The 14263-nt window shown below is 69.0% G+C and carries 12 protein-coding genes; 7 read left to right on the forward strand and 5 right to left on the reverse strand.

Translation table 11 applies throughout. From position 1 onward, the window contains the following. The first annotated feature begins 20 nt into the window (after positions 1–20). The 5 genes from ACTJKH_RS16130 (at position 21) to ACTJKH_RS16150 (ending at position 5923) form a co-directional block, all read left to right on the forward strand. Positions 21–413: an L-rhamnose mutarotase gene (locus ACTJKH_RS16130; protein WP_440737756.1), complete on the forward strand. Its 393-nt coding sequence runs from the start codon at positions 21–23 to the stop codon at positions 411–413. Further along, a complete protein-coding gene (rhaI, locus tag ACTJKH_RS16135) occupies positions 410–1576 on the forward strand; it encodes an L-rhamnose isomerase (protein ID WP_440737757.1) in 1167 nt (388 codons plus the stop codon). The genes ACTJKH_RS16130 and rhaI overlap by 4 nt, the downstream gene beginning before the upstream one ends. 65 nt (positions 1577–1641) lie before the next feature. Further along, entirely contained in the window at positions 1642–2496 is an 855-nt protein-coding gene (locus tag ACTJKH_RS16140; RefSeq protein ID WP_440737758.1) for an alpha/beta hydrolase, read from the forward strand. Then, positions 2493–4529, forward strand: a complete 2037-nt coding sequence (locus ACTJKH_RS16145) for a bifunctional aldolase/short-chain dehydrogenase (protein WP_440737759.1) — start codon at positions 2493–2495, stop codon at positions 4527–4529. The genes ACTJKH_RS16140 and ACTJKH_RS16145 overlap by 4 nt, the downstream gene beginning before the upstream one ends. Further along, positions 4526–5923, forward strand: coding sequence for a rhamnulokinase (locus ACTJKH_RS16150; RefSeq protein WP_440737760.1), 1398 nt, complete (start codon positions 4526–4528; stop codon positions 5921–5923). Before ACTJKH_RS16145 ends, ACTJKH_RS16150 begins: the two co-directional genes overlap by 4 nt. 196 nt (positions 5924–6119) lie before the next feature. On the opposite strand, the gene rhaS is transcribed toward ACTJKH_RS16150, so the two are convergent. From rhaS to ACTJKH_RS16170, 4 genes are read right to left on the reverse strand one after another with little or no spacing between them, the layout of a single operon-like run. Continuing rightward, a complete protein-coding gene (gene rhaS / locus ACTJKH_RS16155) occupies positions 6120–7163 on the reverse strand; it encodes a rhamnose ABC transporter substrate-binding protein (protein WP_440737761.1) in 1044 nt (347 codons plus the stop codon). A gap of 56 nt (positions 7164–7219) precedes the next feature. Then, positions 7220–8272 (reverse strand): ABC transporter permease, encoded by a 1053-nt coding sequence (locus ACTJKH_RS16160; protein ID WP_440737762.1) that lies wholly within the window; start codon positions 8270–8272, stop codon positions 7220–7222. Further along, on the reverse strand, positions 8269–9300 hold the full coding sequence (locus ACTJKH_RS16165; protein WP_210096997.1) for an ABC transporter permease: 1032 nt from the start codon (positions 9298–9300) through the stop codon (positions 8269–8271). The genes ACTJKH_RS16160 and ACTJKH_RS16165 overlap by 4 nt, the downstream gene beginning before the upstream one ends. Continuing rightward, positions 9297–10826: a sugar ABC transporter ATP-binding protein gene (locus tag ACTJKH_RS16170; protein ID WP_440737763.1), complete on the reverse strand. Its 1530-nt coding sequence runs from the start codon at positions 10824–10826 to the stop codon at positions 9297–9299. Before ACTJKH_RS16170 ends, ACTJKH_RS16165 begins: the two co-directional genes overlap by 4 nt. A gap of 150 nt (positions 10827–10976) precedes the next feature. Here ACTJKH_RS16170 and ACTJKH_RS16175 point away from each other — a divergent pair, with 150 nt between their 5' ends. Beyond that, positions 10977–11984 carry a LacI family DNA-binding transcriptional regulator gene (locus ACTJKH_RS16175; RefSeq protein WP_210096995.1) on the forward strand — a complete coding sequence of 336 codons (1008 nt, stop codon included), beginning with the start codon at positions 10977–10979 and terminating at the stop codon, positions 11982–11984. Between the two features lie 153 nt (positions 11985–12137). Here ACTJKH_RS16175 and ACTJKH_RS16180 read toward each other — a convergent pair whose 3' ends face one another. Beyond that, positions 12138–13181: a M24 family metallopeptidase gene (locus ACTJKH_RS16180; protein ID WP_440737764.1), complete on the reverse strand. Its 1044-nt coding sequence runs from the start codon at positions 13179–13181 to the stop codon at positions 12138–12140. 74 nt (positions 13182–13255) lie between these two features. Between ACTJKH_RS16180 and ACTJKH_RS16185 the strand changes: the two genes are divergently transcribed. Next, on the forward strand, positions 13256–14260 hold the full coding sequence (locus ACTJKH_RS16185; RefSeq protein WP_440737765.1) for a LacI family DNA-binding transcriptional regulator: 1005 nt from the start codon (positions 13256–13258) through the stop codon (positions 14258–14260). The last annotated feature ends 3 nt before the right edge of the window (positions 14261–14263 follow it).

The following is a 14263-nucleotide window of genomic DNA, read 5'->3' on the forward strand; positions in this document are numbered from 1 at the left end:
TCGATGAAGAGAGAACGATCATGACCCGCGTCGCGTTCCAGTTGCAGGTGCGTCCTGAACTGCTCGACGAATACCTCGCCCGTCACTCGCCCGTGTGGCCCGAGATGCTGGCCGAGATCGCGGCCGCCGGCCGCCGCAACTACTCGCTGTTCCTCGCCGAGGGCGGCACGCTCGTCGGCTACTACGAGACCGATGACGATGCCGCGGCGCAGGCCTACCTCGCCGCCTCCGCCGTCGCCGCGCGGTGGGAGGCCGAGATGGGCCGCTTCTTCGTCGATCTCGATGGTCGCCCCGACCAGGCGGCCACCGCACTCACCGAGGTGTTCCACCTCGAAGACCAGCTCGCCGACGCCGGCGAATCCTCCGCATCCGACACAGACAACCGCAACGACACCGAAGGCAGCGCCTCATGAGCATCCTCTCGTCCGACAACCTCGCAGCTCTCGAGCAGCAGGGCATCGAGCTCCCCAGCTGGGCGTTCGGCAACTCCGGCACCCGCTTCAAGGTGTTCGGCACGCCGGGCACCCCGCGCGACCCGTGGGAGAAGATCGCGGATGCCGCGCAGGTCAACACCTACACCGCGCTCGCTCCCTCGGTCGCGCTGCACATCCCGTGGGACCTCGTCGACTCGTTCTCGGATCTGCGCAAGCATGCCGAAGACCTCGGAGTGAGCCTGGGCACCGTCAACTCCAACACGTTCCAGGACGACGACTACAAGTTCGGCGCCCTGACGCACGAGGACGCGGCGATCCGCCAGAAGGCGATCGACCACCACCTCGCCTGCATCGACGTGATGGATGCCACGGGCAGCCGCGACCTGAAGATCTGGCTCGCCGAGGGCTCGAACTACCCCGGTCAGGCCGACCTGCGCGGCCGCCAGGACCGCCTGCAGGAGTCGCTGCAGCAGATCTACGCACGCCTCGGCGACGACCAGCGCCTCGTGCTGGAGTACAAGTTCTTCGAGCCGGCGTTCTACCACACCGATGTTCCCGACTGGGGCACGTCGTACGCCCAGGTCTCGTCGCTCGGCGACAAGGCGATGGTGTGCCTCGACACCGGCCACCACGCCCCCGGCACCAACATCGAGTTCATCGTCATGCAGCTGCTGCGCCTCGGCAAGCTCGGCTCGTTCGACTTCAACTCGCGCTTCTACGCCGATGACGACCTCATCGTCGGCGCAGCCGACCCGTTCCAGCTGTTCCGCATCCTGTTCGAGGTCGTCCGTGGCGGCGGTCTCAACAACCCCGACGTGGCGTTCATGCTCGATCAGTGCCACAACGTCGAAGACAAGATCCCCGGCCAGATCCGTTCGGTGCTGAACGTGCAGGAGATGACGGCCCGCGCGCTGATCGTCGATCGCGACGCCCTGGCCGCGGCGCAGAAGTCCGGCGACGTGCTGGCTGCGAACGCCGTCTTCATGGACGCGTTCTACACCGACGTGCGCCCCGCCCTCGCCGAGTGGCGCGAGTCGCGCGGCCTGGCCGCCGACCCGATGGCGGCCTACGCCGAGTCGGGCTATCAGCAGAAGATCGCCGCCGAGCGCGTCGGCGGCGTGCAGGCCGGCTGGGGCGCCTGACCCACGCTCCGACACCGAGACCCGTCGGGATGCGGNGACGCCCCACCGACAGAAGGACGGATGCTGTGAGCGACCAGGTGCTCGACGGACCGCACGGCCCGCTGCGCGTGCGCGTGTACACGCCGGAGAACCCCGCGGGTCCTGGACTCGTCTGGGTGCACGGCGGCGGGTTTGCCGCCGGCGAGATCGAGATGCCCGAGGCCGACTGGGCCGCACGGAGCTTCGCGGACCGCGGCATCGTGGTGGTGTCGGTGGACTATTCCCTCGCGCCGTTCCCCCGCGCCTGGGCTGAGGCAGCCGGAGCCCCCGATCGCGACGGCGTGCACTACCCCGTCGCCTCCGACGAAGTCGAGGCCGCCTTCCGCTGGGCCGTCGACTCCGATCTCGCGGACGGTCCGTGGTCGATCGGCGGAGCGAGCGCGGGCGGCAACCTCGCGACCGGTGCGGCACTCCGCCTCAGCCACGGTTCCGGACCCGTCCCCGCTCTCGCGGTGCTCGCGTATCCGACGCTGCACGCTGTGCAGGGAACGCCGGATGCTGCGCTGCGCGCGGCGCTCGACGCGGATCCGGAGGCCGACACGTTCGGCCCAGACCCCGTTCGGGTCATGTACGAGAACTACCTCGGCGGCTCTGTCGACGACGCCGACGTCTACGCGGTGCCCGGCACCGCATCGGTCGAGGATCTCTCACGCTTCCCCGCCACGATCATGATCAACGACGAGGTCGACGAGCTGCGCGTCTCGGGTGAGGCCTTCGGCGCCTCGCTGACAGCCGCCGGTGTCGACGTCGACATCTCGACCGAGCCCGGCACCCGCCACGGCCACCTCAACCGACCGGAACACGCGGGGGCGACAGCATCGATCGACCGCTTCGCCGCCCGCATCCTCGCCACTTCTCCCGAGAACAAGGAACAGCCATGACCAACCCCACCGCCGCCGCCCTCATCGAGCGGTCGAACCGCCTGGGCGCCGACCCCAAGAACACCAACTACGCCGGAGGCAACACGTCGGCGAAGGGCACCGAGACCGACCCGGTCACGGGTCAGCCGGTCGAGCTGATGTGGGTGAAGGGATCCGGTGGCGACCTGGGCACCTTGAAGGAGCAGGGGCTCGCGGTGCTGCGCCTCGACCGCATGCGCGCGCTCGTCGACGTCTACCCCGGCCTCGAGCGCGAAGACGAGATGGTCGCCGCGTTCGACTACTGCCTACACGGCAAGGGCGGGGCCGCCCCGTCGATCGACACCGCGATGCACGGCCTCGTCGATGCCGCACACGTCGACCACCTGCACCCCGACTCCGGCATCGCGATCGCGACCGCCGCCGACGGCGAGGCGCTGACCACGAAGATCTTCGGCGACAAGGTCGTCTGGGTGCCGTGGCGTCGTCCCGGCTTCCAGCTCGGACTCGACATCGCCGCGATCAAGGCGAAGAACCCGCAGGCGATCGGCACGATCCTCGGCGGCCACGGCATCACCGCGTGGGGCGACACGTCGGAGGAGGCCGAGGCCAACTCGCTGTGGATCATCGACACCGCAGCCGCCTACATCGAGTCCAACGGCAAGGCCGACCCGTTCGGCGGCGTCCGAGCCGGCTTCGAGGCCCTCCCCGAGGCCGAGCGTCGCGAGCGCGCCGCCGCCCTCGCCGGCACCATCCGCGGCATCGCATCGACCGACAAGCCGATGGTCGGCCACTTCACCGACTCCGACGTCGTGCTCAACTTCCTCGCCTCTGACCGTGCCCCCGAGCTCGCAGCCCTCGGCACCAGCTGCCCCGACCACTTCCTGCGCACGAAGGTCAAGCCGCTGATCCTCGACCTTCCGGTCACGGCGTCCGCCGACGAGCAGATCGCCCGCCTGCACGAGCTGCACACCGAGTACCGCGCCGACTACCAGGCCTACTACGACGCGCACGCGACGAGCGAGTCTCCCGCGATCCGCGGCGCCGACCCTCTCATCGTGCTGGTGCCCGGCATCGGCATGTTCTCGTACGGCGCGAACAAGCAGACCGCCCGAGTCGCCGGAGAGTTCTACGTCAACGCGATCAACGTGATGCGCGGCGCCGAGGCGCTGTCGACCTACTCCCCCATCTCCGACGCCGAGAAGTTCGACATCGAATACTGGGCGCTGGAAGAGGCGAAGCTGCAGCGGATGCCGAAGCCGAAGTCACACCAGGGTCGCATCGCCTTCGTTACTGGTGCTGCCAGCGGCATCGGCAAGGCGATCGCCACCCGCCTCGCGGCCGAGGGCGCCTGCGTCGTCATCGCCGACCTCGACCTCGAGAAGGCCCAGGCCGCGGCAGCCGAGCTCGGAAACACCGACGTCGCGATCGGCGTCGCGGCGAACGTCGCCGACGCGGATGCGATCCAGGCCGCGCTGAGCGACGCCGTGCTCGCCTTCGGTGGCGTCGACCTCGTCGTCAACAACGCCGGGCTGTCGCTGTCGAAGCCGCTGCTCGAGACCACCGAGAAGGACTGGGACCTGCAGCACGACGTCATGGCCAAGGGCTCGTTCCTCGTGTCGAAGGCCGCGGCACGCGTGCTGATCGACCAGAAGCTCGGCGGCGACATCATCTACATCTCGTCGAAGAACTCGGTCTTCGCCGGCCCGAACAACATCGCCTACTCGGCGACGAAGGCCGATCAGGCGCACCAGGTGCGGCTGCTGGCCGTCGAGCTCGGCGAGTTCGGCATCCGCGTCAACGGCATCAATCCCGACGGCGTCGTGCGCGGCTCGGGCATCTTCGCCTCGGGCTGGGGTGCGAACCGCGCCGCGACCTACGGCGTCGCCGAAGAGGACCTCGGCCAGTTCTACGCGAACCGCACGATCCTCAAGCGCGAGGTCGTTCCCGAGAACGTGGCGGATGCCGTGTACGTGCTCACCGGTCCCGAACTCAGCCGCACCACCGGTCTGCACATCCCGGTCGACTCCGGCGTCGCCGCGGCGTTCCTGCGATGACGGTCCGGTCCGTCGCCGCCGTCGACCTCGGGGCGACCAGCGGTCGCGTCATGATCGGGCGGATCGGCGACGGCCGGCTCGACCTCGAACTCGTCTCGCGGTTCCCCAACGGGCCCGTCGAGCGCGAGGACGGCCTGCACTGGGACTTCGGCGCTCTCTACGAGCACGTCGTCGGAGGCCTCGCCGAGGCCGTGCGCCGCGAGCCGGGAATCGAGAGCATCGGCATCGATTCCTGGGCCGTCGACTACGGCCTGCTGAAAGACGGCGCGCTTCTCGCCGAGCCGTTCCACTATCGCGACGACCGCACCGTGCGCGGCGTCGACGAGGTGCACGCGATCGCTCCGTTCGCCGAGCTGTACCAGCGCAACGGACTGCAGTTCCTGCCGTTCAACACGCTGTACCAGTACCGTGTCGACACCCGTCTCTCCGACGCCGACACCGCCCTGCTGATCCCCGACCTCATCGCGTTCCTGCTCACCGGAACGGCTGTGGCCGAACGCACGAACGCGTCGACCACGGGTCTGCTCGGCGTCGAGTCCGGCGAGTGGGACACCGACCTGGCAGATCGCCTCGGCATCCCGTCGGGGATCCTGCCACCGCTCGTCGACCCGGGCGAGACGATCGGCATGCTCCGCGCCGACCTGGCTGAACGCATCGGCAAGGACCTGCCCGTGATCGCGGTCGGCTCGCACGACACGGCATCCGCCGTCGTCGCCGCTCCCCTGTCGACCGCGCACTCCGCGTACATCTCGTGCGGCACCTGGGGCCTGGTCGGTGTCGAGCTGACCGAACCGGTGCTGACGGAGGCCGCACGCGAGGCGAACTTCACGCACGAGCTGGGAGTCGACGGCCGCTACCGCTTCCTGCACAACGTGACGGGGCTCTGGCTGCTGAGCGAGACCGTGCGCGCGTGGGAGGCGGAGGACGGCTCGTCGATCGATCTGCCCGAGCTGCTCGCCGCGGCGTCGGCTGTCGACGCCGACGTGCCGCTGTTCGACGCGAACGACTCCTCGCTCAGCGCACCGGGAGACATGCCCGCGCGCATCGCGGCGCTCCTCGGGGCGGATGCTCCGTCGACGCGGCCGGCGTTCGCCCGGTCGATCGTCGAGTCGATCGCCACGGCCTTCGCCGACGCCGTGCAGACGGCATCCGATCTGTCGGGGCGCGAGCTCGACAGCATCCATCTGGTCGGTGGCGGTTCGCTGAACCGCCTGCTGTGCCAGGCGACGGCCGATCGCGCCGGCCTTCCGGTGCTCGCTGGCCCGGTCGAAGCGACGGCCCTCGGCAACGTGCTCGTGCAGGCGCGTGCCCTCGGCGCCACGCCCTCGACGCTCGAAGAGCTGCGCGCGCTCGTCGCGGCGACCCATGAGCCGGAGCGCTTCGACCCACGCTGAGCCGCTCACGCCTCTCGGGTGACTGACGCCATTGTGCACAGGTGGCTGCCCGGATCACGGATGGATGCCGAGAACACCCTTTCTCGGCATCCATCCGTGCTTTCGGCAGCCGTTTGTGACAGGACTGAGAACCGCAGCACGAGCGGACACACGAAAGGGGCGCCGGGCCGAAGCCCGACGCCCCTCACGAGGTGACTCAGAAGTCGAAGTCGCCGATGTTGTCCGCGTTGAACTCGAACGGGTCGCCGAGCAGGACGACGCCGTCGGCGCCGACGGTGTACTCGCCCAGGTCTCCGGCGTCGAAGGTGTCGCCCTCTTCACCGGTGATGTCTCCCGCGATCAGGGCCTTGGCAGCGAACGCCGCCAGGTAGCCGAGGTCGGCCGGGTTCCACAGCGCGAACGCGGTGACGGTGCCGTCCTCGACGTACTCGCGCATCTGGTTCGGCGTACCGAGACCCGTGATCGCGACCTTGCCCTTGTAGTCCGAGGTCGACACGTAGCGTGCCGCAGCGGCGATGCCGACCGTGGTGGGCGAGATGATGCCCTTCAGGTTCGGGTGGCTCTGCAGCAGGGCTGCGGTCTTGTCGAACGACGTCTGGTCGTCGTCGTCGCCGTAGACGGTCTCGACGATCGTGATGTCGGGGTACTCGCTGGCGACGTACTTCTTCATCAGGTCGATCCAGGCGTTCTGGTTGGTCGCGTTGGCGGATGCCGACAGGATCGCGACCTCACCCGCGCCACCGATCTGGTCGGCGATCAGGTCGACCTGTACCTTGGCGATGCCCTCGGAGTCGGCCTGGTTGATGAACAGGTCGCGGCACTCGGGGTTCGTGTCGGAGTCGAAGGTGACGACCTTGACGCCGGCTTCGCGCGCCTCGTTCAGCGCGTCGCAGATCGCCTTCGGGTCGTTGGCCGAGACGACCAGCGCGCCGACGGCCTGCTGCGTCGCGGTGTTGATGTAGCTGACCTGCGCGTCGGGGGTGGCCTCAGCCGGACCGACCTCGGCGAACGTGCCGCCGAACTCGTCGACGGCCTTCTTGCCGCCCTCGCTCGAGGTGTCGAAGTACGGGTTGCCGAGGTTCTTCGGCAGGAACGTGATCGCGAAGTTGTCGGATCCGCCGTCGCCCTCCGAACCGGAGCCTCCGGAGCCGCCGCTGGTGTCGGCGCAGCCGGTCAGCACGAGCGCTGCGGCCACGGCGACCGCCGCGAACGCAGCGATCTTCTTACGTGCAAACGTCATTGTTCTTTCCTTTCGTGATGATCACCGCAGGCGGATGCCGGCGATGAGAGGCTGCCTCATGGTGCGGGAGAGGCTGCGACGCGGAGCGGCGGACCGGCCTTCGCACGGACGCGCTGCGCCCAGGCGAGGACGCTGGCTGCGACGACCGAGAAGATCAGCAGACCGCCGGTGATGATGTTGATGACGTCGGAGGTGACGCCGGCGAGGCGCAGGCTGCTGCCCAGGACCCCGATCAGGAGCACTGCGGCGACGACGCCGTGCAGGTGCCCTCGTCCGCCGAAGACGGAGACCCCGCCGAGCACGACGGCCGCGATCACCTGCAGCTCGAGCCCGGTGGCGTTGTCGCCTCGGGCGCTCCCGAACCGCAGCGTGTAGAAGATGCCGGCGAAAGCCGCGACCACACCCGAGAGCACGAACAGGATGAACTTCGTGCGCTCGACGTTGACTCCCGAGAAGCGTGCGGCGTCCTTCGAGAGTCCGATCGCGAACACCCCACGCCCGAACGGCGTGAAGTGCAGCAGCACGACGAACAGAACGAGCAGGATCAGGAACGGGATCACGATGTACGGGATCGTCGTGCCGGCGATCTTCGCCTTCGCGAGCGCCGTCCAGGTCTCGGGGAAGTCGGTGACGGCCGTGGTGCCGAGCAGTCCGACCGCGAGACCGCGGAAGAGCGCGAGCGTGCCGATCGTCACGGCGAGCGACGGCAGACCGACGATCGTGACGAGGAACCCGTTGAACGCCCCGCCGACCACACCGACGAGGAGAGCCGCGAGGGCCGCGACCTCGAACGGCGCACCGGACTCGGTGAGCACACCCGTGACGACGCTCGCGAGACCGACCATCGAGCCGACCGACAGGTCGATCTCACCGGTGATCATGACGAGCGTCATCGGCAGGGCGATGAGCAGAATCGGCGCGACGTCGAGCAGCAGGTAGTTGGCCGTGATCGGCTGAGCGAAGCCCCGGATCGACACTGCGGCGACGATCGTCACCAGCACCAGCAGGGCGATGATCGCGAACTCGCGGTTGACGAGCACGCGCCGCCAGAGCGGGCGGTCGTAGTCGCGGATGACGCGGGTGGACGAGGTGGTCGTCGTCGTTGTCATGATTCGTCCCTTGCCTCGATGAGCTGGCGTCTCTGCCGCACCGCGAGCACGCGGTCGAGCACGATGGCCCCGATGATGAGCACGCCGACCACGGCGCGCTGCCAGAAGTCCGGGATGCCGAGGATCGGCAGTGCGCGGTTGATGGTCATCAGGAGCATCGCGCCGATGGCCGCTCCCCAGACCGTGCCGACGCCGCCGGTGATCGCGATGCCGCCGATGACGGCCGCGCCGACCGCATCCAGCTCCCATCCGGAGCCGGCCTGCGAGCTGATCGATCCGTACCGCGCGGCGTAGAACACACCGGCGAGGCCGGCGAGCGCACCCGAGAGGATGAACGCCGACAGCACGCGGCGGGTGACCTTGAGTCCGTAGAGCTCGGCGGCCGAGGGGTCGGATCCGATCGCGTAGTACTCGCGGCCGCCGCGGGTGTTTCGCAGGTACCAGGCGGCCAAGGCGAGGACGATGACCGCGATGATCGACAGCACGGGGATGAACAGGATCTGCTGCGTGCCGAGCCCCAGGAAGTCCTTGGGCATGTCGGAGGCGTTGATGCGGTCGCTGCCCGTCCACAGCACGTTGATGCCGCGGTAGGCATACAGCGTGCCGAGCGTGATCACCATCGCCGGAACCTTCGCGAACGCGACCAGCGCGCCGTTCACGAGGCCGAGGAAGGCGCCGAGCAGCACGGCCGCGATCACGACGACGACGATCGGGATGCCGGGGACGTCGACGAACAACCGCCCGGTCAGATACGCCGTCAGTCCCATCACCGACCCCACCGAGAGGTCGACGTTGCGCGTGATGATCACGATCGCCTGGCCGACCGCCACGAGCATGAGGATCGAGGGGGTCAGCAGCAGGTCGCGCCAGCCGTCGGCGCTGAACAGGAAGGCCGGGTTCTTCACGGTGGCGGCGATCACGACGAGCACGAGGGCGGCGAGGATGCCGAACTCGCGCGCGCGACCGATGCCGCCCGGCTTCTTCGCGATCGCCGGAGCGGCGGCCGCGGGGGCTGTGGTGAGGCTCATGAGTGCTGCTCCGATGAGTGAGTGGCGGCGAACATGACGTTCTCGCTGGTGGCGTCGTCTCGGGAGATCTCGGCGGTGATGCGGCCTTCGCGCATCACGAGCACGCGGTCGGCCATGCCGAGGACCTCGGGGAGCTCCGACGAGATCATCAGGATCCCCATGCCCTCTCCCGCGAGCTGCGAGAGAAGGCGGTGCACCTCGGACTTCGTGCCGACGTCGATGCCGCGGGTCGGCTCGTCGATGATCAGGATGCGCGGGTCGGTGGCGAGCCACTTCGCGAGGACGACCTTCTGCTGGTTTCCACCGGACAGAGTGGATGAGACGGTGTCGAGCGCGTGGGTCTTCACCTCGAGGCGAGACGCCCATTCGCGGGCCGCGCGGTTCTCGATGCCGCTCGTGATCAGGCCCCACTTCGACAGACGACGACGGATCGCCAGCGTGATGTTGCCGCCGACGCTGGCGTCGATGACGAGCCCCTGCTTGCGGCGGTCCTCCGGAACGAGAGCCAGTCCGCTGCGCATCGCGGCGGTGGGGTTGCGGCGCGCGACGGCTGCGCCGAGCATCCGCACCTCTCCCTGGCCGTACGGGTCGACGCCGAAGACGGCGCGGGCGACCTCGGAGCGCCCGGCCCCGACGAGTCCGGCGAGCGCGACGATCTCTCCCGCGCGCACCGTGAAGGAGATGTCGTGGAACACTCCGGGACTGGTTAGCCCTTCCACTTCGAGCAGCGGTTCGCCGAGCGCGGCCTCCTGCTTGGGGAAGAGCTCGGTGACGTCGCGGCCCACCATCTGGCGGACGAGGTCGTCGACCGTCGTCTCGGCGATCGACGTGGTGTCGATGTAGGCGCCGTCGCGCATGACCGTGACGGTGTCGCACAGATCGAACACCTCGTCGAAGCGGTGCGAGATGAACAGGATCGCCCTGCCCTCGTCGCGCAGGCTCCGGGCGACCGTGAACAGGCGATCGACCTCGACACCGCTGAGCGCCGCCGTCGGCTCGTCCATGATCAGGACGCTGGCGTCGAGCGAGATCGCCTTGGCGATCTCGATGATCTGCTGGTCGGCGATCGACAGACCCTCGGTGATGCGGTCCGGGTCGAGCGCGACACCGAGGCGGCGGAAGATCTGGTCGACCTCGGTGCGCATGGCCTTGCGGTCGATGCGTCCGAGGAAGCCCGTGGGCTGGCGGCCCATGAAGATGTTCTCGGTGACCGAGAGGTCGGGGAACAGCGTGGGCTCCTGGTAGATGACCGCGATGCCGGCGGCCTTCGACTGGGCGGTGCTGGTGAAGTCGACGTCTTCGCCGTGCAGGCGGAAGTCGCCCGAGTCGCGGCGGTACAGACCCGCCATGATCTTGACGAGCGTCGACTTGCCTGCGCCGTTCTCGCCGATGAGGGCGTGGATCGACCCCGAGCGGAGTGTGAGGCTGCCCGAGCGGAGGGCGACGACGGGTCCGAAGGACTTGACGACCCGATGAAGCTCGAGAGCGGTGGGGGGAGCGCTGCGGGCGGAGGCTGCGTCTACCACTGGCTTTCCTCTCCGTTGAGGGGGATGATGATCGGAATGAACTTTACCTGAATCGATTCAAGCTCGTTTCAGGCTAGTGTATGTGATGCCGGTCCCAGGTCAACCCCTGATGCCGAAGCGTGATCCGCCCGACGACGAGAGGACAGCCGAATGCCCGTCAGCATCCGCGATGTCGCCGTCCGTGCGGGCGTCTCCGTCGGCACGGTCTCGAATGTCCTGAACCGTCCGGACGAGGTCTCCAGCGACTCGGTCGAACGGGTCACCCAGGCGATCGAAGAGCTCGGCTACGTGCGCAACGACGCGGCGCGCAAACTGCGCGCAGGGGTGAGTACGACCGTCGGATTCGTGGTGCTCGACGGACAGAACCCGTTCTACAACGACGTCGTGCGCGGCGCGGAGGACGAGGCATCGAGCCACGGCATCGCGATCCTCTACGGCAACACCGACGACGACCCGTCCCGCGAGAAGGTCTACCTCGACCTGTTCCGCGAGCAGCAGGTGCGAGGTCTGCTCATCGCCCCGTACGGCGATGTCATGACGCAGCTGCGCAAGTTCCGCGCGAGCGGTATCGCGACGGTCCTGGTCGACCGGTTCAGCGCCGACAGCGGGTTCTCGTCGGTCTCGGTCGACAGCGTCGCCGGAGGCAGGCTGGCGGTCGAGCACCTGATCGAGGGCGGGCGTCGGCGCATCGCCTTCGTCGGCGGCCCCTTCGACATGCGTCAGGTCACCGACCGCCTCGCCGGAGCCCGCGCCGCGGCCGAGAACGCGGCGGTGCACGTCGAGCTCGAAGTCGTACCGACCTCGGCGATGACCGTCGAGGAGGGCGTCGCCGCAGGGGCACGACTGCTCACCCGACCTCGCCGCGAGTGGCCGGATGCCCTCTTCGCCGCCAACGATCTGCTGGCCCTGGGACTCCTGCAATCCCTGGTCTCCGGCGGACGCGTGCTCGTGCCCGACGAGATCGCGCTGATCGGCTTCGACGACAATCCGTTCGCGGCGGCCGCCGCCGTGCCGCTGTCATCGATCCGTCAGCCCAGCCGCATGATCGGACGCACCGCCCTGCGCATCGTGCTCGAAGAGGCTGCCGACCCCGAGAGCATCCCCCGGCAGACCGTGTTCCCGCCCGAGCTGATCGTGCGGCGCTCGACCGGCGGCTGAGGGGTCCGCAGGCCCCTTGGCGGCATACCCAGATGACTGGTCGATCCGCGGATGACTGCCGCATGGAGCCCCAACCGTCAGCCAGGCGGGAATCGGCCAGCCATCCGTGCCGCCGACGAGGCCGCACGTGCGATTCGGCCCAGCATCCGCGGATCAGACCCCGTACGCCCGTGCGACCGGGCGACGCAGCCCCTCGTACTCGACCGACGGCCAGCGCTCGTCGACCGTGAGCACCTCCCAACCCGCCGAGGTGCGCAGCATCGTGTCCTCGACCTTGACCCCCGGCGCGGTCGGGTTCCAGGCGAACGCCTGATCCTCGACGAGCAGATCGGCCGTGGATGCCGTGGCGCGGGGGTCGCGTCCGGCATAGCCGGTCGGCCCTCCCTGGTGGTGCCGCTGCCACTCGTCGACGTCGAACCCGAAGCGGGCGTATGCCGCCGTGCCGGCTGCGAAGGCGTCATCGAGGTGAGCGCCGGGAACGGAGGCGTCGAGAAATGCGCGCTCGACTCCGAGGATCGGCTCCTCATCGACGGATGCGCCGACCCATCGTGTCGCGTTGGCGATGAGCCCGTCGCGGCGACTGCAGACGACGATCATCGCGCGATCGCCCAGAACACCGGCGGTCGGAAGCGGATGCCGGTACGCACCGCGACCCGCGCCCGAGACGAGCACGACGAGCGGATCGATGCCGCGGGCGATGAGCTCGGCAGCGACGACCGCCGCGACAGTCCGCTCGGTCTGCTCCGGCCCGACCCGGCTGAGCACATCGGTCAGGGTTTCGGCCGTCTCACGCCCCAGTGACCGATATCTCGCAGTCTCGGCCGGCAGCATCCGGGCCCTCGCCGCACGCAGCAGAGGCGCCGCCTGCGATTCCGACACCCCTGCCTCTTCGGCGGCGGCCACTGCCGGGGGGATCCACCAGGGCACACGGACGATGCGTTCGGCATCCTCGGGCAGCAGCTCCTCCGCGATCATCCGGTCGGCCTCGTTGTCGGCGACGAAGAGCACGTCGCCGCCCTCCTCCGCCCGCACCGCGAGCACCGGCGGGCCCGCAAGCGACACGTGCGTGCGCACGCCGTCGAGATACCACGACACGGCCTCGTGCGAGGCGAGCACGAGTGGGCTGTCATCGAAATGACGGCGCACTCGGGCGACACGCTCCTGCTTCTCGATACGGTCCTCGGATGCTCCGACCATGCGACTCTCCCCTGCAAAACGTTTTCTCGTAGTATGACGACAGCCGCGACCGATCGCGGAACGAAGGGATGCTGATGGCACGCGACTCGTCACGCCCGGGCATCACCGACGTCGCGAGACTCGCCGGTGTCTCGCTGTCGACCGTGTCTCGCGCGATGAACGGCAACCCGACCGTCGACCCCGCCCTCGCCGAGCGCGTGCGGGCCGCCGCCGCCGAACTCGGATACACCGCCAACCCTGTGGCCCGCAGCCTCGTTCTCGGCCGCACGCAGACCGTCGCCGTCGTGATCCCGGATCTCGAGAACCCGACGTTCCAGGCGATCCTCCGCGGACTCAGCCGCGCAGCCACCTCCGACGGCTATCACGTGCTCATCGCCGATTCGCGCGAAGACCTCGACGAGGAGCACGCCCTCGCCAGGGCCACCAGGCTGCGCACCGACGGGGTGATCCTCTGCGCACCGCGCATGCCCGAGGAGGAACTCGCGACGCTTCTTCCCGCACTCTCCCCCGCCGTCGTGATCAACCGGGGTCCGCAGGTCAGCACTCCCGTCGTCGGCGCCGACTACGGGTCGGGCATGCGTGAGATCGTCGACCACCTCACCTCGCTCGGTCACCGTCGGCTGGTGTATCTCGCCGGCGCGACCCGCAGCGTGACACACAGAGCTCGACAGGAGGCGATCGCCGCAGCGGTCTCGAGAACAGCGGGACTCGACGTCGAGGAGATCACCGCCGGGGTGGATTTCGACAGCGGCACCGCTGTGGCCGACCAGGTGCTCGCGAGCGGAGCCACGGCGGTCATCGCCTACAACGACCTCGTGGCGATGGGCCTGCTCTCCGCGCTCACGGTGCGGAGGGTCGACGTGCCGGAGCGTCTCTCGATCACGGGCTTCGACGACATCCCGTTCGCCGCCTACACCTCGCCGCCGCTCACGACGGCAGCCGTTCCCGCTGTCGAGATCGGCGCGGCCGCCTGGTCGGCGATGCACGCTCAGCTCACGGGCGGCGAGCCCACTCCGGCTCTCACCCTGACCCCGACCCTGGTCGTGCGCGGAAGCACCGCAGCCCCGCACGACCTCTGAGCA

It is taken from the genome of Microbacterium sp. 22215 (genome assembly GCF_052045655.1).
Taxonomy (GTDB): domain Bacteria; phylum Actinomycetota; class Actinomycetes; order Actinomycetales; family Microbacteriaceae; genus Microbacterium; species Microbacterium phyllosphaerae.